This window comes from Streptomyces roseicoloratus (genome assembly GCF_004117935.1).
In the GTDB taxonomy this organism is placed as follows: Bacteria; Actinomycetota; Actinomycetes; order Streptomycetales; family Streptomycetaceae; genus Streptomyces; species Streptomyces roseicoloratus.
The window spans coordinates 58,347-75,980 of the sequence record NZ_SDOY01000139.1; the positions used below are offsets into that span (position 1 = coordinate 58,347).

General features: G+C 73.9%; 14 protein-coding genes and 1 pseudogene. 5 read left to right on the plus strand and 10 right to left on the minus strand.

What is annotated here, in order from left to right; genetic code table 11:
• Positions 1–158 precede the first annotated feature (158 nt).
• From ESG85_RS21795 to ESG85_RS21810, 4 genes and pseudogenes are all read right to left on the minus strand, one after another.
• Positions 159–1,058: a S1 family peptidase gene (locus ESG85_RS21795; protein WP_128981811.1), complete on the minus strand. Its 900-nt coding sequence runs from the start codon at positions 1,056–1,058 to the stop codon at positions 159–161.
• Positions 1,059–1,228: 170 nt separating this feature from the next.
• On the minus strand, positions 1,229–2,083 hold the full coding sequence (locus ESG85_RS21800) for a S1 family peptidase (RefSeq protein ID WP_128981813.1): 855 nt from the start codon (positions 2,081–2,083) through the stop codon (positions 1,229–1,231).
• A 274-nt stretch (positions 2,084–2,357) separates the two neighbouring features.
• A pseudogene (locus ESG85_RS21805) lies at positions 2,358–3,173 on the minus strand (DUF1684 domain-containing protein).
• Positions 3,174–3,266: 93 nt separating this feature from the next.
• The gene (locus ESG85_RS21810; protein WP_128981815.1) at positions 3,267–4,601 is read right to left on the minus strand and encodes a DUF5685 family protein; all 1,335 of its coding nucleotides are present in this window, start codon (positions 4,599–4,601) and stop codon (positions 3,267–3,269) included.
• 332 nt (positions 4,602–4,933) lie between these two features.
• Here ESG85_RS21810 and ESG85_RS21815 point away from each other — a divergent pair, with 332 nt between their 5' ends.
• Positions 4,934–5,368, plus strand: coding sequence for a cell division protein SepF (locus ESG85_RS21815; protein WP_128981817.1), 435 nt, complete (start codon positions 4,934–4,936; stop codon positions 5,366–5,368).
• A gap of 44 nt (positions 5,369–5,412) precedes the next feature.
• Here ESG85_RS21815 and ESG85_RS21820 read toward each other — a convergent pair whose 3' ends face one another.
• Positions 5,413–7,089, minus strand: coding sequence for an MFS transporter (locus tag ESG85_RS21820; RefSeq protein WP_128981819.1), 1,677 nt, complete (start codon positions 7,087–7,089; stop codon positions 5,413–5,415).
• 402 nt (positions 7,090–7,491) lie between these two features.
• Here ESG85_RS21820 and ESG85_RS21825 point away from each other — a divergent pair, with 402 nt between their 5' ends.
• A complete protein-coding gene (locus ESG85_RS21825) occupies positions 7,492–8,520 on the plus strand; it encodes a phosphatase PAP2 family protein (protein WP_128981821.1) in 1,029 nt (342 codons plus the stop codon).
• A 201-nt stretch (positions 8,521–8,721) separates the two neighbouring features.
• Here ESG85_RS21825 and ESG85_RS21830 read toward each other — a convergent pair whose 3' ends face one another.
• The gene (locus ESG85_RS21830) at positions 8,722–8,925 is read right to left on the minus strand and encodes an I78 family peptidase inhibitor (protein ID WP_128981823.1); all 204 of its coding nucleotides are present in this window, start codon (positions 8,923–8,925) and stop codon (positions 8,722–8,724) included.
• 329 nt (positions 8,926–9,254) lie between these two features.
• Between ESG85_RS21830 and ctaD the strand changes: the two genes are divergently transcribed.
• Positions 9,255–10,967, plus strand: coding sequence for an aa3-type cytochrome oxidase subunit I (gene ctaD / locus ESG85_RS21835; protein WP_128981825.1), 1,713 nt, complete (start codon positions 9,255–9,257; stop codon positions 10,965–10,967).
• Here ctaD and ESG85_RS21840 read toward each other — a convergent pair.
• The 4 genes from ESG85_RS21840 to ESG85_RS21855 form a co-directional block, all read right to left on the minus strand.
• Complete coding sequence (locus tag ESG85_RS21840) at positions 10,906–11,892, minus strand: helix-turn-helix transcriptional regulator (protein ID WP_128981827.1); 987 nt, start codon at positions 11,890–11,892, stop codon at positions 10,906–10,908. The two genes, ctaD and ESG85_RS21840, sit on opposite strands and share 62 nt — an antisense overlap.
• 112 nt (positions 11,893–12,004) lie before the next feature.
• Positions 12,005–13,285 (minus strand): glycosyltransferase, encoded by a 1,281-nt coding sequence (locus ESG85_RS21845; RefSeq protein ID WP_128981829.1) that lies wholly within the window; start codon positions 13,283–13,285, stop codon positions 12,005–12,007.
• Positions 13,286–13,353: 68 nt separating this feature from the next.
• Entirely contained in the window at positions 13,354–14,649 is a 1,296-nt protein-coding gene (locus ESG85_RS21850) for an ABC transporter substrate-binding protein (protein WP_128981831.1), read from the minus strand.
• Positions 14,627–15,139, minus strand: coding sequence for an MTB12 C-terminal domain-containing protein (locus ESG85_RS21855; protein ID WP_128981837.1), 513 nt, complete (start codon positions 15,137–15,139; stop codon positions 14,627–14,629). The genes ESG85_RS21850 and ESG85_RS21855 overlap by 23 nt, the downstream gene beginning before the upstream one ends.
• A 240-nt stretch (positions 15,140–15,379) precedes the next feature.
• Between ESG85_RS21855 and ESG85_RS21860 the strand changes: the two genes are divergently transcribed.
• Both ESG85_RS21860 and ESG85_RS21865 read left to right on the plus strand, forming a co-directional pair.
• Positions 15,380–15,802, plus strand: a complete 423-nt coding sequence (locus tag ESG85_RS21860) for a hypothetical protein (protein ID WP_128981839.1) — start codon at positions 15,380–15,382, stop codon at positions 15,800–15,802.
• Positions 15,790–17,634: branched-chain amino acid ABC transporter permease (locus tag ESG85_RS21865; RefSeq protein ID WP_128981833.1), on the plus strand; the 1,845-nt coding region annotated here is incomplete at its 3' end. The genes ESG85_RS21860 and ESG85_RS21865, both read left to right, overlap by 13 nt.

The window sequence follows — 17,634 nt, forward strand, 5'->3', positions numbered from 1 at the left end:
CGGTTCACGGACAACGTCCCCCGGCCGGTGTGCGGCCGGGGGACCTTGGTTGTGCTCATGGTGCCCGGAACCGGGCGACGGGTCCAGGCCGTCTCCTCCGGATCTCGCCGGGCTTCCGGCGCCCGGCCGCCGATCCGGCCCGATCCCGAGGAAGCGGCCTAGTAGACGTGGACGCCGTACGCGTTCAGCGCCTCCGTGACCGGCTGGAAGAACGTGGTGCCGCCGGAGGAGCAGTTGCCGCTGCCGCCGGAGGTGAGGCCGATGGCGCGGCTGCCGGAGTAGAGCGGGCCACCGGAGTCACCGGGCTCGGCGCAGACGTTGGTCCGGATCATGCCGTAGACGATGTCGCCGCCGCCGTAGTTGACGGTGGCGTTGAGGCCGGTGACCGAGCCGCTGTGGGTGCCGGTGGTGGAGCCGCGGCGGGTGACGGACATGCCGACGGTGGCGTTGGCGGCGCTGGTGATGTCGACGCTGCCGACCGAACCGGACTTGGTCACCGTGCTGTTGGTGTAGCGCACGATGCCGTAATCGTTGTTCGGGAAGCTGGATCCGGCGGTGGAGCCGAGCACCGTGGTCCGGGAGGAGTTGGAGTACCAGGTGCCCGCGCCGTCGGTGCAGTGGCCGGCGGTCAGGAAGTAGTAGTTGCCCGCGCCGTCCCGGACGTTGAAGCCGAGGGAGCAGCGCCAGCTGCTCGCGTAGATGGCGTCGCCGCCGGAGATCAGCTTGGTGAACCTGCCCGGGGTCCGCTCGATGCGCAGGGCGCCCGCGTTGACGCCGGCCTGGCGCTTGATCTTCGCGATCTCCGCCTGCGAGACGGTCGAGTCAGCGGTGACGACCACCTTGCCGGTGGCGGCGTCGGTGTGCCAGGCGGTGCCCGCGACGTCGGCGGCGAGGACGGCGTCGCTCGCGGCGGCGAGCTGGGCGGTGCCGAAGGCCGGTGCGGAGTCGGCGCTCGCGGTGGGGACGGCGAGCGCCGCGGCGGCGACCAGACCGGTCGCCACGGCGGCCATCCTGACGGTGCCGGTCTTTCTCGTGGGGGTGGTGCGCTTGATCCTCACTTCGCGTTCCTCCAGAGGGGAATCGGGGACCCGTCAGTGGGGTGCCGGGCCCGTGAGGCGCGGCCTTGGGGGGCCTGCGCTGTGGGGGAGTCTCCGGCCGCGCGAATTCGGGCCGCAAGGGCGGCTTTCGGTCGCACGGCCTTCAACCGACCAGCTGGGTGCGGGAGTCGCTAGAGGAGGCTCACCTTGTACTTGGCGAGCGCCTCGGGCACCGGCTGGTAGAACGTGGTGCCGCCGGAGGAGCAGTTGCCGCTGCCGCCGGAGGTGATGCCGAGCGCCTTGGTGCCGTCGTAGAGGGCACCACCCGAGTCGCCGGGCTCGGCGCAGACGTTGGTCTGGATCATGCCGCGCACGGTGCCGCCGCCGGAGTAGTGGACGGTGGCGTTCACACCGGTGACGGTGCCGCTGCGGGTGCCGGTGGTCGAGCCGGAACGCTTGACGGACTCGCCCACGTAGGCGTCGGCGGCGGTGAAGCCGCCGGTGCGGCCGAGCGAGGTGTTGTCGTAGCGGACCAGGGCGTAGTCGTTGCCCGGGAAGCTCGATCCGACCGTGGGACCGATCAGCGTGGACTGGGCCGAGTTGGCGTACCAGGTCTTCACGACGTTTCCGCAGTGGCCGGCGGTCAGGAAGTAGGGCGTGCCGCCCTTGACCACGTTGAAGCCGAGCGAACAGCGGTAGCCACTGCCGTAGATGGCGTCGCCCGGTCCGAGCAGGGGCGTGAAGACCCCGGCGGTTCTCTCGACCCGCAGCGCCGCGGCGTCGGCGCCGGCCGCCCGGCGGATCTTCGCGATGCCGGCCTCGCCGACCGTGGAGTCGACGGTGACGACGACCCGGCCCGCGGCCTTGTCGACGTACCAGGCGGTGCCGCCGACGTCCGCCTTCAGGACGGCGGCGTCGGCACGGGCGAGCGCCTGGGCGCTCGCCGGTCCGGGCGTGGGGGCGGCGTGGGCGCCGGGAAGGCCGAGGGCGGTGGCCGCCGTGGCGGCGGCGACGACGGCGAGCAGTCGGATGCGTGTGGTCCTCACTGGTCTCCTTCGGGTAGACACCGGAGGAACCCGCGGGTGGCGGGCCCATGAGGCATCGTCAGGTGACGTGTACCTGACATGCACCGCGAGCGATACTGGCCCACCGATCCGGAACGCACAAGACCGCCCCCGCCCCGGCTCTACGCGCGTGGGCGGTGCGGGCCCCGGGGCCCGCACCGCCCGTCGGCTCCGTGACGGAACGCGGGCCGGCGTCCGCGGAAGGTCCGCACGGCAGCCGCACGGGGGCGGCGTCAGCCGTCCGCGCGGACCGACGTCAGGCGCCCGCCACCCGCCGCTCCCCCGCCGCGACCGCCGTGTCCAGGGTGTTGCCCGGCGGCGGGAACGGGCAGATGAAGTGCGCCGCGAACGCGCACGGCGGCAGCAGCGCCCGGTTGAAGTCCACCGTCACCGAACCGTCCGCCGCCGGGGCGGCCGGCCGCAGGAAGCGGAAGCGGTAGCTGTCCCGGCCGCTGGTGGCGTCCGCGAACACCGCCCACAGCGTGCCGTCGTCCTCCACCGCCACCTGGAGGCCGTGCTCGGCGCCGTTCAGGTCGAAGACCAGCTCGCCGGAGAGCCCCAGACCGCGCTCCCTGCCGTCCGCGTTCGCGACGCGGACGTGCCGGTCCTCCCGGTACGGGCGGAACACTCCCGGCCGCACCCACTTCTCGTCGTACGGCGTGGCCTCGATGCCCCGGAAGGCGCGGCGCGCCTCCGACTCGGGGTCGAAGTCCCGTACCGCCCACTCGCCCTCGCGGCGCAGCACGACGAGGCGCCGTCCCGCCGACTCGGCCCGGGACTCGTGGATCGGGCCGTGGTCGGCGGTCAGCCGCACGGTGCCGATCAGCGGCTTGCCGTCGACCGTGACGGCGTCCTCGGCGCCCGCGCCGAGGACCACCTCGTCACCGTCCGCCCGCCACTCCCCCGGAACCGCCGGAATCCGCCCCTGCGGGTAGTCCGACAGCCAGTAGGTGCCGGTCAGCGAGAGCGGCCCGTACGACGACGCGACCGCCGCGTTCCGCTGCTCGTGCCAGCGCTGTCAGTCCTGCCGTTCCCGCCCGTCCTGCCGGTCCCGAGATGCATCCGTACTCATGGTGAGCCACTGTTCCACAGCGCGGCCCCCCGACCGGTGCGGCCGGGGCGGACGTCACGCCGCGTTCACCTCACGCATGCACCCGACGGCACGTCAGCAGCCGTCGCAAGGGCAGCAACAGTCACAGCCGTTGCAGCAGTTGCCGTCGCAGTTGCAGTCCCGGCAGCAGCCCTCGCGCTTCTTCCGCGACCACGGGCCCTCGTACTCCTTGGCGCAGCAGATCCGGCAGGTGCAGAAGAGCCAGGTGAACATGGCGCAGCCGGCCAGGAAGCCGCGGGGCTTCTTCGGCTGCTGCGGCCCTCCGGCACCGAACTGCGGCGGCAGCCCGCCGGGCCCGCCCGGGCCGCCGAAGCCACCGGAACCGCCATGGCCGCCATGGCCGCCGTACCCGCCCGGCCCGCCCGGCCCGCCGGGACCCACCGGGCCGCCGCCGTACGGATGCTGCCCGCCCTGCGGGTGCCCGCCGTACTGGCCGCCCCCGTACGGGTTTCCACCGCCGTACGGGTGGGGCTGCGAGCCGTACGGTCCGGGCGTCCCGCCCTGGGGGGCGCCCGGCGCGCCGTGGGAGCAGGTCGTCGTGCCGAAGGCGCGGTCGACGGAGGCGCGCAGTTCGTGCGCGAGGAGGACATGCGCGAGGTGCCCGTCGGTGAACTCGGCGTCCTTCAGCGCGAGGCGTATGCCGTGCAGCGCGTCGTCGGCGAGCCGGCGGGCCTCCTCGCGGGAGGTGCCGGTCGCGGTGAGCGGGTTCCAGGCGCCGGTCGCGTCGTCGGCGGCCTGGTCCTCGACGGCGTCCAGGAGGTGGGCGAGGCGCCCGAAGAGGCGGCCCGCCTCGGCGAGCGGTTCGGCGTTGCCGGGGCGGCCGGCGAGGACCGCGGTGTGCGCGAAGGCGGCCGCGGTCGCCGTCTCGGTCGGCTCGGTGACGACGAGCAGCGACGTGCCGGGGCCGGCCAGGGCCTCGAGACCGGTCTGGCGGTCGACCGCGTCGACCAGGACGGCGGTGTCGAAGCCGAGCTCGCGGCCGGTGCGGGCGCCGGCCCGGTCCCAGGAGCGGGCCACCCGGCGGGCCGCGGCGGCGACCGGCCGGCGGGCCAGCAGCCCGTCCCGGTCGGCGACGTGGTCGCGGATCTTCGCGGAGGCGAGGACCAGGGAGACGGCGGCGGCGAGCCGCGCGCCCTCGCCGCGGGCGACGGGCGCGGTGCGCATGGCGCGCAGCGGGCAGGGGCCCGCGGTGCGCCGGCCGGCCTCCGTCAGGCCGGCCTGAGCCTCCGTCAGGACCGAGACGATCAGACCGTCGTAGTTGGTGACGACCCGGGCGAACTGCCCGTGGTCGGCGCGAAGTGCCAGGCAGAGGCCGCAGAGATGGGCCATCCACTCCACCTTGAGGCCTTCGGTGAGGCGGTGCGCGCAGGGCCTGACGATTCCGAACAAAGACACTCCCCCGGGGACCGGCGCGCGGATCCCGCGCGGCTGCGTCGGGCATCGTACCGAGGGGGCGGCCGGAAACCGTTCACCCGTACGCCCTCGTCCTCACCCTTCTGGCCCGTCTTTCATATTTTAAGTTGCGCGCCCCGATCCGACCCCCTGTCAGCCCCCGTAAACCGCCTCATCCCTGACGATTCGCCAGATTTCGGCCCTCACGTTCTGCACCAGTACCGTCACGAATCCCCTGCGCGCCGACTATCCACTTGGCGCGCGATCCGCATCATGGACGACGATAGGGATTGCGGAACCACGAGTGACCGCGCTGAAAGGAGGCGTCCATGGGATCGGTGCGCAAGGCCAGTGCCTGGCTGGGACTCGTCGAGGACAACGACGAGCGTTACTACGACGACGAGTACGCCGACGGTGCCGAGAGCAACGACGCCTGGGTGACGGACCCGCGGGTGCGGGTGGCGTCCGACACGGCGCAGGAGCATGGCCGTCGGATCGCGACCCTCTCGCCCGACGGGTTCCGGGACGCCCGGGGCATCGGCGAGCTGTTCCGGGACGGCGTCCCGGTGATCGTGAACCTGACCGCGATGGAGCCGAACGACGCCAAGCGCGTGGTCGACTTCTGCGCCGGTCTCGCCTTCGGTCTGCGCGGCTCGATCGAGCGGGTGGCCACCCGGGTCTTCCTGCTGACGCCGGCGGACACGGAGATCGTCAGCGGCGAACCCGGCGGCCGTTCACAGGACGGCTTCTTCAACCAGAGCTGACACCGGCGCCCCGCCGGGGGCGTTCCTCCGGCCCGCCGGGAGCGTCAGTGTCCCTGCAGGCCCGAGCCGGCCGGCTCGGCATGGCCCCGCGTGGCGGGGACCCGTACGGCATCCGCGATCCCGCCCCCCGTTCGCGGCCCGCCGTCCGGGTCCGCCGGCCCGCGCACGGCGGTGTCCGGTTCCGCCGGGCACTCCATGACGCGCGGCAGCCGCAGCGCCATGAGCGCGCCGAGCAGCAGCAGTCCCGCGCTCACGAACAGGGTCACGTGCAGGCCGTTCACGAAGGAGTGACGGGCCGCGTGGTGCAGGGCGTCGCCGGCCGCGCCGCCCAGCCGGCCGGCGACCTGGTAGGCCTCGCCGAGCGAGTTCGCGGCCGACCTGGCCGCCTCCTCCGGCACCCCGGGCACCCCCGCGAGGCCGGGTGCGTACGCCGCGTTCATCACGCTGCCGAGCAGCGCGATGCCCATGCCCGCGCCGAGCTGGTACGAGGTCTCACCGATCGCCGCGGCACCGCCGGCGCTCTCCGGCGGGGCCTCGCTCAGCATCGACTCGTACGCGGAGAAGAGCGTGGTCTGCAGGCCGAAGCCGAGCAGCACGAAGCCGGAGGTGAGCAGCAGCGGCCGGTCGTGCTGCCCCATGAGGACGAGCAGCAGCACCGCGGACGCGGTCAGCAGGAAGCCCCAGCCGACCATCCGGCGCGGGCCGAGGCGGCGCAGGGTGTACGAGCCGGTGGCGCCTGCGGCCATCGCGGCGAAGGTCAGCGGGAGCAGCCGGAGGCCGGTCTCCAGGGGGCTGAGGCCGAGGACCAGCTGGAGGTACTGGACGGCGATCAGTTCCAGGCCGACCAGGGCCAGCATGGCGAGCACGATGCAGCCGACCGAGGTGGTGAAGGGCGCCCGGGCGAACAGTCGCATGTCGATCAGCGGGTGCGCCCGCCGCTTCTGCCGCCGCACGAAGAGGACGAGCAGCGCGGCACCGAGCAGCAGCGGTCCGAGCGTGCCGGGGGCGAGCGGCGGGTCGCCGGCGCCGAGGCGCTTGACGCCGAGGACGGCACCGAGCACTCCGGCCGCCGCCATCAGCGCGCCGAGCACGTCCCAGGGGCCGTCGGAGCTCCCCCGTGACTCGGGCAGCAGCCAGCGTCCGACGGGGAGGATCAGCGCCATCAGCGGGATGTTGATCAGGAAGACCGAGCCCCACCAGAAGTGCTCGACCAGGAAGCCGCCGAGCACGGGTCCGGTGGCGGCGCCGACGGCGGCGACCGCCGTCCAGATGCCGATCGCGGTGGCCCGCTCGCGCCGGTCGGGGAAGACCGCGCGGAGGATGGACAGCGTGGCGGGCATGATCATCGCGCCGCCGACGCCGAGCAGGGCGCGGGCGCCGATCAGGATCTCGGGAACGGTGGCGAGCGCGGCGATCGCCGAGGCGACGCCGAACAGCGCGTAACCGAGCAGCAGCACCCGTCTGCGGCCGACCCGGTCACCGAGCGTGCCGAAGAGGATGAGGAGCGAGGCGCAGATCAGCGGATAGGCGTCGACGATCCACAGCAGCGCCGTGGAGCTCGGGCGGAGGTCCTCGGTGAGGGAGGGGACGGCGACGTGCAGCACGGTCGCGTCGAGCGCGACCAGCAGCAGGCTGACGCAGAGGACGACGAGCACGACCCAGCGGTTGGCACCACCGCCGGCTGTTCGGAGACGTGCTCCGGCCGTGATCGTCCGTGCCATGTGCGTACCTCCCAGTGAAGCCCTCGCGCTCGGCGGGCACCGGCCGGGGAGCGGCCCCGGGGCGGCCCGGCATCGACGGGCGAGTGAGCCGTCAGCGTACGCGAGTTCAAGGCCCGAGCGCGTGGTCCAGCTCTCACCCCGGCGGGCCGCGTGGTGTGGCGTACGCCACTCCGGCCCCGCCGCGGGCCGCCCGGAATTCCCGTCGCGGCGCCGTTCCCGGAATTCTCCGGGCCTCAAACAGAGTTCCGGAAACGCCCGTCGGGCAATAGGGCCGAAGGTCATCGGATTTTCCGACGGCCGACGGGAACAAACGCCCGGCTGAGAGCAACTCCACATCACATCGTCATCACGAAGGCACGGGAACGACCAAGGTCGCTACTCACTCCCTGTAACGTCGATTGGGTGCGTACCGACATCTTTGCCCGGCTGGACCGGGAGCCGGAACCGCCGAAGATAGAGGTCCCGCGGATGACCCGTACGCGTCTCGCCCTCTTCGGCGGGACGCTGGCGTTCTATCTGGCCATCGTCGTCGCCGTACTCCTGTCGACCTGGCTGGTGACCCTCGACTGGAAGATCATGCTCTTCCGGCCCTACCAGCAGTGGCAGGAGCTGCACGCCTTCCTCGACTACTACGTGGTCCTGGGCCAGCGCGGCCCGACCGCCGTGATGGTCGCGGCCTGGCTCGGCTGGCGCTCGTGGCGTCAGCACACCCTGCGACCGCTGCTCTGCCTCGGCGCCGCGCTGCTGCTGCTGAACACGACCGTCGGCGCGGTCAAACTCGGACTCGGCCGCCTCGGCCCCCACTACGCGACCCAGGTCGGCTCCGCCGAGCTGTTCGCGGGCGGGGATATATTCCCCTCCGGCCACACCGCGAACGCGGTCGTGACCTGGGGCATCCTGGCCTATCTGGCGACCACGCCGCGGGCCCGCCGCTATCTCTCGGCGCTGTCGGCCGTGGTCGCGCTGGGCGTCGGCCTCACCACCGTCTACCTGGGTACGCACTGGCTGAGCGACGTGCTGCTCGGCTGGGCCGCCGGTCTGCTGATCCTGCTCGCGCTGCCCTGGTGCGAGCCGGTGCTCGCGGTGTCGGAGGCCTGGATCCTGGGCGTGCGCGACCGGCTGCGCGAGCGGCTGCGTTCCCGCCGCCGCCTGGTGCCGTCCCTGCCCGTCGCCGGCGGAGGCCCGCTGCCGGGCCGTCTGTTCCCGCCGCGTCCGGGCGCCGAGGAGCCGGTCCGCGAGACCGTCGGCGCAGGCTCGGGCCGGAGCGCGGCGTCCCGGGGCGCGGCGCGTCCCGGCCAGCCGCTCGCCGCGCCGCGGGCGGCGCACCCCACGCACCACACGGGGCATCACGCGGTGCGTTCGGAGCGCGCCCCGGCCGGCCCGGCCGGCAGCCGCCGTCCGCCGCACTCCCGTCCCGCGACGGGCGGCTGAGCCGCCCCGCGCACGGGAGAGGCACGCATGGGAGGGCCCCGGCCGACGATCGGCCGGGGCCCTCCCGTGTGCCGCGCGCCCTCCGGGGCCCTCCCTGCGCCGCGCGCCCTCCGGGGCGTCCCGTGTGCCGAGCACACTGCCGGGGCGGCGGCCCGTGCCGCTGACGCGGCTGCCGCGTGGCGCGGTCAGCCGTGCCAGACGTCAGCCGTGCCAGACGCGGGTGACGACGCCGTTCTCGACCTCGAAGTTGATGCGCCCCTCCAGGTACTCCATGGTGATGATCGAGCCGGGCGGAAGGCTGCGGACGACGCTCCAGCCGCGGGTCCCGGCGAGACGTTCCGCCTCCTCCCGGTCGAGCCCCAGATAGGTTTCGGAAGCGTGGTCGGGTGCGTGTTCGGATGTCATGCAGATCACGTTAGTACCTCGCCGGTCACGCTTGTGTCACAGGTTCTCGACATATGTTTGGTGCACCCGCGCCGGCCGGTGACGGCGGTTTCCGGCCGTTTCCCGGGTAATTCACGGCCCTGTCCCCGAGCCGCTCGCGGTGAACGCCGACGTACTCGGCAAGCGCTTCCCGAATTCCGCACACGCGTACCATGCCCGGGAATTCGGGCGGACCCGCGCACCCGGCGGAATTCACGATTCCTCCGCATCCCCCGCACACGGTCCGCCGACCGGACGACCCGCCGGTCCGCCTCCCGCACCGGCCGCCCGGTGGAGGCCATCATCCGGGGATGGGTACCGAGACCGAGACCGTGGCCGTCGAATCGCCGCGGCAGCGGCATGGCCGGATCGTGGTCGACTGGCTCACCACGACCGACCACAAGAAGATCGGCCACCTGTACCTGGTGACCTCGTTCGCCTTCTTCCTCGTCGCCGGGGCGCTGGCGATGGTGATGCGGGCCGAGCTGGCCCGGCCGGGGCTGCAGCTGGTGTCGAACCTGGAGTTCAACCAGGCCTTCACCCTGCACGGCACGATCATGCTGCTGCTGTTCGCGACGCCCACCTTCGCCGGCTTCGCCAACGAACTGGTGCCGCTCCAGATCGGCGCGCCCGACGTCGCCTTCCCGCGGCTCAACATGTTCTCGTACTGGCTGTTCCTCTTCGGCGGCCTGCTGGTCCTGGGCTCCTTCCTCACCCCGTCCGGGCCCGCCGCCTTCGGCTGGACCGCCTACGCCCCGCTCAACAGCGCGCTGCGGGCGCCCGGGATCGGCGTCGACCTGTGGATCATGGGGCTCGCGTTCTCCGGGTTCGGCACGATCCTCACCTCGGTGAACTTCCTGGCGACGATCATCGGGATGCGGGCGCCCGGCATGACCATGTTCCGGATGCCGATCTTCACCTGGAACGTGCTCTTCACCGCGATCCTGGTGCTCGTCGCCTTCCCCGTCCTCGCCGCGGCCCTGCTGGTCCTCGAGTCCGACCGGCGGCTCGGCTCGGTCGCGTTCCAGCCGGAGAACGGGGGCGCGCTGCTGTGGCAGCACCTGTTCTGGTTCTTCGGGCATCCCGAGGTCTACATCATCGCGCTGCCGTTCTTCGGCATCGTCAGCGAGATCATCCCGGTCTTCTCCCGCAAGCCGCTGTTCGGCTACGTGACGCTGATCGCCGCGACGATGACCATCACCGGACTGTCGGTGGTGGTGTGGGCGCACCACATGTTCGTGACCGGGGCGGTGCTGCTGCCCTTCTTCTCGATGTTGTCGTTCCTGATCGCGGTGCCGACCGGCGTGAAGTTCTTCAACTGGACCGGGACGATGCTGCGCGGCTCGCTGTCGTTCGAGACGCCGATGCTGTGGGCGACCGGCTTCCTGGTGTCGTTCCTGCTGGGCGGGCTCACCGGGGTGATCCTGGCGTCGCCGCCGATGGACTTCCACGTCACCGACTCGTACTTCGTGGTGGCCCACTTCCACTACACGGTGTTCGGCACCGTCGTCTTCGCGACCTTCGCGGGCTTCTCCTTCTGGTGGCCCAAGTTCACCGGCCGGATGCTCGACGAGCGCCTCGGCAAGATCCACTTCTGGACGCTGTTCACCGGCTTCCACCTCACCTTCCTCGTGCAGCACTGGCTGGGGGCGGAGGGGATGCCGCGGCGGTACGCGGACTACCTCGCCGACGACGGCTTCACCGCGCTCAACACGGTGTCGTCGATCGGCGCCTTCCTGCTGGGCGCGTCCACGCTGCCGTTCCTCTACAACGTGTGGCGGACCTGGCGGTACGCGCCGAAGGTCGAGGTGGACGACCCGTGGGGCTTCGGCCGCTCGCTGGAGTGGGCGACCTCCTGCCCGCCGCCCCGGCACAACTTCGACGCGCTGCCGCGGATCCGCTCCGAGTCCCCCGCCTTCGACCTGCACCACCCCGGGTTCGCGGCGTACGAGCGGATGCGGATCACGAGTCCGCCGCCGGAGCGCCGGCCGACCGGTCGAGGCCCCGGGACAGCAGGTCCCTGAGCGCCCGCACCCGGTCGACGAGCTCCGGCGGGTCGAGCACCTCGAACTCGAAACCGATCATCGACACGTGCACCACCATCAGGTCGAGGCTGTGGGCCCCGGTCCGCAGCAGGCAGGACCGCTCGCCCTCGGCGGTGAGCGTTCCGTCGGCGGCGCCCACGGCCGCGGCGGCCTCGGCGAGCGGCACGTGCAGCCGGATCGTCGCCTCGGTGGCGTACGCGGCCGTGGACACGCCCTTGGCCACGTAGGCGGCCAGGTCCTCGGCGGGTGGTTCGCGGGGCGTGAAACGGGGCCCGTGCGGCGGCGTCGGGGTGATCCGGTCGGCCCGGAAGGTGCGCCAGCCGGCCCGGTCCGGGTCCCAGGCGACCAGGTACCAGCGGCGCTCGCTGCACACGAGCCGGTGCGGCTCCACAGTCCTGCGGGTGGTGGCGCCGCCGTGGTCGCGGTACGCGAAGCGCAGCCGCTCGGCGTCGCGGCAGGCGTTGGCCAGCTCGGTGAGGACGGCCGGGTCGACCCGGTCGCGCGGGGTGCGCAGCATGGGCACGGTGTACGCGTTCAGGGCGCCCACCCGGCGGCGCAGCCGCTTGGGCAGCACCTGCTCCAGCTTGGCGAGCGCCCGCACGGAACTCTCGCCGATGCCTTCGACGCCCTGGCCCGCGGCGGCCCGGAGCCCGACGGCGACGGCGACGGCCTCCTCGTCGTCGAGCAGCAGCGGTGGCAGTTCGGCCCCGGCGCCCAGCTGGTAGCCGCCGCCCGTGCCGGGCGTCGCGTTGACCGGGTAGCCCAGCTCCCGCAGCCGGTCCACGTCCCGCCGCACCGTCCGCGGCGTCACGCCGAGCCGTTCGGCCAGTTCGGGCCCGGACCAGTCGCGGTGGGCCTGGAGCAACGAGAGCAGGCGCAGCAGGCGCGCGGAGGTCTCCAACATGCGCCCGAGTCTGCCAGCGGTCGCGGACAGGTCGTGTCCGCGATCGGAGCGCCGTGGTCGGCCGAGCGGCGGCGGGCGGGGGTACGGCCTTCGGCGGGGCCGCCGGCCCGGCTCAGCGGAAGCGGCGTACCAGTCTGCCCGCCGCCGCCTTGGCCGAGTAGACGGCGTCGACGGCCGCGCCGACCGTGCGGTGGGCGGCGGCGCGGAAGGCGGGGTGGCTGCGGGGGCGGCGGGTCGCGGGGGCGGACGCCAGGTCGGTCCAGATGGTCTCGTGGCGGCCGGCGATCCGCGCCGGGTCGAAGCGCTCGGAGGCCACGAGCGCGGCCTTCGCCGCCCTGGCCCTGGCCTCGTCGTCGTTGATCAGGGCGAGCAGCGCCGCGGCGACCGCCGCGGTGTCGTCGACCGGGACGAGCCGGCCGTCCACGCCGTCCTCGATGATCTCGGCGGGGCCGTGCGGGCAGTCGGTGGAGACCACCGGGAGCCCGCAGCGCATGGCCTCGACGATGGTCATGCCGAAGGACTCGCGCCGCGAGGTGACCGCGGCCAGCGAGCCCTTGGCCCACTCCGGCTCCATCGGGTGGGCGGTGCCCATGAGGAAGACGTGCTCGCCGAGGCCGAGCCGCTCGACCTGCTCCGCCAGGGTCTTCTTCAGGTTGTCGGAGGCGTCGCCGGTGCCGTAGATCCGCAGCTTCCAGTCCGGGCGGGCGGCCGCCACGTCCGCGAAGGCGTCGATGAGCAGGTCGTACCGCTTGACCGGGGTGAGCCGGCCGGCCGCCACGACGATCTTCGCCCCGGGGTCGGCGGGCGGCAGGCCCGGCGCGGGCACGCTGTTGGGGACGGCGTCGACGCGCACGCCCGGCAGCCCCAGCGCCCGGTAGGCGCGCGCGTCGGCCTCGGTGACCGTGGTGACCGCGTCGAGGAGCGCGTACGCGTGCCGGATGTCGCGCCGCAGCCGGTAGCCGTGCCCGTCGAGGGTCAGGTGCTCCTGGCCGACGAGGACCGGGCCGCGCGGCGCCTGCCGGACGAGCTGGACGTTGAGCCCGGGGCGGGTCGCGACGACCACGTCCGCCTCGACGGAGGCCAGGTGCGCGCCGATCCGGGCGTCGGTCAGCGCGCTGTACTGCTTCCAGCGGCCGTCGCCGCGCGGGAAGACCCGGGCGGGCCGGTGGAAGTCGGGGTGCTCGCCGTCGTAGCCCGGGCTCTTCTTCCGCAGGTCCACGAGGTGCCGCAGCGTCACACCGGTGGGCACGCCGAGGATCGGCTCGTCGCGGTGCCGGAACACCGAGACGATCTCGACCTCGTGACGTGCCGCCAGCTCGGCGGCGAGCGTGAAGGTCGCCCGGATCGTCCCGCCGATGTGGTAGCCGTTGTGGAGCAGGAACGAGATGCGCATGAAGGAGCCGGTTCCCCCCGGTCAGGTGCGTGGTCGTGGGCGACTGTACTGCCCCGGCGCGCCCCCGCTCACGGCCGGTATCCCAACTGGGGAACGGTGGCACAGTTCTTGTTCATGTCGCCCTGGGCGACCCAGCCCTGGCCGTCGCGCCAACGGGCCACGGACAGACAGGTGTGACGGGTCTTCGGCGGCTCGGCGAGGTGCTCGAAGCGGACCGGCAGCAACAGGCCCCGCGCGGTGTACGGCTCCGCCCGGTCGACGTACCTCTCGACGCAGGCGCGGGTGAGTCCGCCCGGCTCGGCGAGGCAGGACCGGGCGGCGTCCGTGAACCACATGGCCGCCGCCCAGCCCTCCAACTGCCACTGGGAGAGCGGCCGGTCGCCCATCGCCGCGCGGAACTCCCGTACGGCCGGATGGCTGGTGTCGTCGTGGTTGCGGCTGGATCCGGTCACGTAGAGGGAGTCCCGGCAGCCGGGCGCCTTCGCGTAGTCGCGCGGCACCGAGGAGGACCAGTTCTGCACGTTGGTCACCTTGGCGGCGACGCGTACGCCCGAGGCCTCCATCGCCTCGCACAGCCGGGCGTTGCCGTGGGTGTCCATCGCGTCGAAGACGACGTCGGCCTTCTGCGCCCGCAGATCGGCGGCCACGGCGCGGAAGTTGGGCAGGACGAAGTCGACCTGCTCGTCGACGACCCGGTAGCCCTCGGCCCGCAGGCCCTGGGAGATCAGCCGGGCGTACGCGGCGGAGGCGGCCTGGTTGTAGGAGACGACGGCGGCGGTACGGGCGCCGAGGTGGGTCCTGAACCAGCGGTAGACCTCGGTGCCGCCGTACAGGACCCCGTTCCAGCCGGGCGCCCTCCCGGTGCGCGGGGCGGAGCTGCCGTAGATCCCGTAGAGGTGCGGGTACGTCTCGTAGGCCGGGGTCAGCGGCTGGCCGCCGATGTCGGGGACGCCGGCCCGGGAGACCCGCGGGGCGCCCGCGTAGTCGAGGGCGGTGGTGGCGACCAGGGCGAAGACCTTGCGCTCCTCGACCAGCCGGTGCACGCAGGTGTTGTTGCCGATGCCGCTGCCGCCGTCGTCGCAGGTGACGGCCTCGATCCGGCGGCCGTCGAGGCCGCCGCGGGCGTTGAGGGCCGCGAAGTAGGCGAGGGCGCCGTCACGCGGGCCGGTGAAGGCGCCTCCGCCGACGGGGCTGGTGGCGCTGGCGATGATGCCGACGCGAAGCGGCTCACCGCCGGAGGGGTTGACGGTGGGCCGCGTCTCGAAGGCGCGCTCCGGGAGCCGGCTCCCGCAGGCCGCGGTGAGGGCGGCCAGGACGGCGAGGAGCAGCGCCAGTGCCGTCTCAGCAGCCCGGGACGGTCGCACCACTGACCTGGACGAGGCCGCAGAGGGTCTTGACGGACACCTTCCAGGTGTCGTTCTGGAGGACGGAGGTGCCCTTGGCGTCGGGCAGGGCGGTGTTGCCGGCGACGAGCAGGTCGTAGGTGACGTCGGCGCCGGTCGGCGAGGTGAAGGTGACCTCCTTGACCTTCACGGAGGTCTGCTGGGCGTTCTTGTCGCCCGCGAAGGCGCCGAGGACCGGTGCCATGGACTCGCCGTTCTCCAGGAGCTTGACCCGTTCGGCGGCCGGGGTCTTCGGGTCGAAGAAGGCGGTCCAGTTCCTGGTGACCTCCGCCTCGGCCGCTGCCGGGTCGGCGGGCCGGTCGCTGCCCGTGGGCGCGGAGGGCACCGGGGGCACGGTGGGCGTGCCCTGGTCGGAGCCGGAGCCGCCGTCGTCCGAGCAGCCGGCGACGACCGGCGTGAGGGCGAGGACCGCCGCGGCGGCGAAAGCCGTCGCGCGTCGCTTGAGAACCATCTGGCTCACCACCGCAAGGTGCCGGGCGCGAGGACAGACCGGACGGCCTGCCGATTCCAGGGTCTGCCGATCGCGAACATAGCGCAAGAAAGGGAATTAAAGAGAACATAAAGGGTGGAAGCGAAGGAAGGTCCCGTGCCGCAGATTCCCTCCTCGACGCCGTCGGCAGGACCCTCGGCACCGCCGCCGGCACGGCCCCCGGCACCGCCGCCCGTCCCCCGGACGCCGGCGCACCGGCTCCTGCTGTGGGCCGGGCTCGTGGCGGCCGCGGGCGGGGCGGTGCTGTGCGCCGTCGGCTGGTACGGGATCTCCGGCGAGCGCTTCGCGGAGCGCCAGCTGCCGTACCTGGCCTCGTGCACGGTGCCGGGCGCGGCGCTGATCGTGGCGGGGGCGGTGCTGGTCGCCGGGACGCTGCTGGGCGGCGGGGGCCGTCCGTACGGGGGCGAGGGACCGGAGGCGGGGGCGGAGACGGAGACGGCGGGACGGCAGCCGGGCGAGGGGTCCTCCGGCGCCCCGTCCTCGGAGGATCCGCCGGTGCGGGTGCCGGGCGGGACCCTGGCGCACCGGCCGGACTGCCCGCTGGTGGCGGGTCGGCCCGAGGCGGAGCCGGCGGGGGACGCCGGGCTCGCTCCCTGCCCGGTGTGTGAGCCGTGGCCTCGCTGACGTACGACCTCACGCTCGCCGGCCTCGCCGTCGGCAGCGCGGCGGCGCTCACCGGCATCGGCCTGATCGTCACCTACCGGGCGACCGGCGTCCTCAACCTGGCGCACGGCGCCATCGCCATGGTCTGCGCGTACGTGCTGCGCGGGCTGGTGGTGGAGTGGGGCTGGCCGCTGCCGTCGGCCGCGCTGGTGACGCTGCTCGTGGTCGCGCCGGGCATCGGCCTGGTCCTGGACCGGGCGGTGTTCCGTCCGCTGGCCCTGGCGGGCGCGGGCCCGGCGCAGACGCTGGTGGCGTCGATCGGCGTGTTCGTGCTGCTCGTCGGCGCGGCGGCGCTGGTCTGGGGCGGCGGTGCGCGGGACGACGCGCCCGTGCTGCTCGGCGACGACCCGTGGGCGCAGCTCGCGGCGGCGGTGGCGCTGGCCTGCCTGGTGGGCGCGGTGAGCCGGTGGACCCGGTTCGGCCGGGAGCTGCGGGCGGTCGTCGACAACCGGCCGCTCGCGGTCCTGTCCGGCATCCCGGCGGACCGGGTGTCGGCGGCGGGCTGGGCGTTCGGATCGTTCACCGCGGGCCTCACGGGCGTGCTGCTGGCGCCGTACGTACGGCTCGACCCGTACGGGATGCCGCTGCTCGTGGTCGAGGTGATCGCGGTCGCGGTGGTGGCGCGGATGCGGAGCCTGCCGGTGGCGGTGGTGACCGCGCTCGCGCTCGGCGTGGCGCAGGCCCAGCTGACCCGGCTGCATCCCGGGGGCTGGCCGGGCGAACTGCTCCAGGCGGTGGGGGCGAACCTGTTCGTGGTGGCGCTGCTCGTGGCGGCGCTGGTGCTGCCCGGGGTGGGCGACACGGACGCGCTGCCGCCGCCGCGGGCGGCGCCGCGGGTGCCGCCGGGCGTGTGGCTGGTGGCCGCGGTGCTGTTCGCGCTGCCGCTGGGCTTCGCGGGCGAGGACCTGACGACGGCGGTGCAGGTCCCGGCGCTCGCGGTGATCCTGCTGTCGCTGGTGGTGGTCGCCGGCCGGGGCGGGCAGATCGCGCTGGGCCAGGCGGCGTACGCGGGGCTCGGCGCGCTGTTCACGGGTCTGCTGGCGGCGGCCGGCCTGCCGGAACTGGTGGCGCTCGGCGTGGCCGTGCTGTGCGTGGCACCGCTGGGGCTGCTGACCGGATGGCCCGCCATCCGCCGCCACAGCCTCGCGCTGGCGCTGGCGACCCTGGCGGTCGGGGTCGCCGTGAGCCGTTTCGTGTTCGCGCAGCCGTACGCGACGGCGGGCGTGGCGCTCGACCGCCCGGCGGGCTTCGGTCACGACCGCGCGTACTACGTCCTGGAACTGGGGCTCCTGGCCGGCTGCCTGCTCCTGGTCGCTGCCCTGCGCCGGGGCCGCACGGGCGGCGCGCTCGCTGCCCTGCGCGACCACGAGCCGGGCGCGGAGGCGGCGGGCGTCCCGGTGGCGGGCCTCAAGCTCCTCGCCTTCACCCTGGGCTCGGCCCTGGCCGCGCTGGGCGGCGGCCTCCTCGGCATGGGCGTCCGCGCCTTCGACCCCGACGCCTTCGACCCGGTCCGCGGCCTCCTGTGGTTCGCCGCCGTCCTGGTCCTCGGCGCGGACACCCTCCTCACGCCCCTCGTGGCGGCCACCCTCCTGGTGGCCCTGGACGCGGGCACCCACGCGGGCGTGGCGGTGGCCCTGATCGGCCTCCTGGCCGCCCTGACCGGACGCGTCCCTCCCCTGGTCCCGACGCTGCTCCCGAAACGCCCGGGCCGGGCGGCACCGGCCCCGGCGGGGACGCCGGCGGCGCCGCGCGGACCGCGGGCGACGGGCCGGGCGGGTCCCCCGGTGACGACC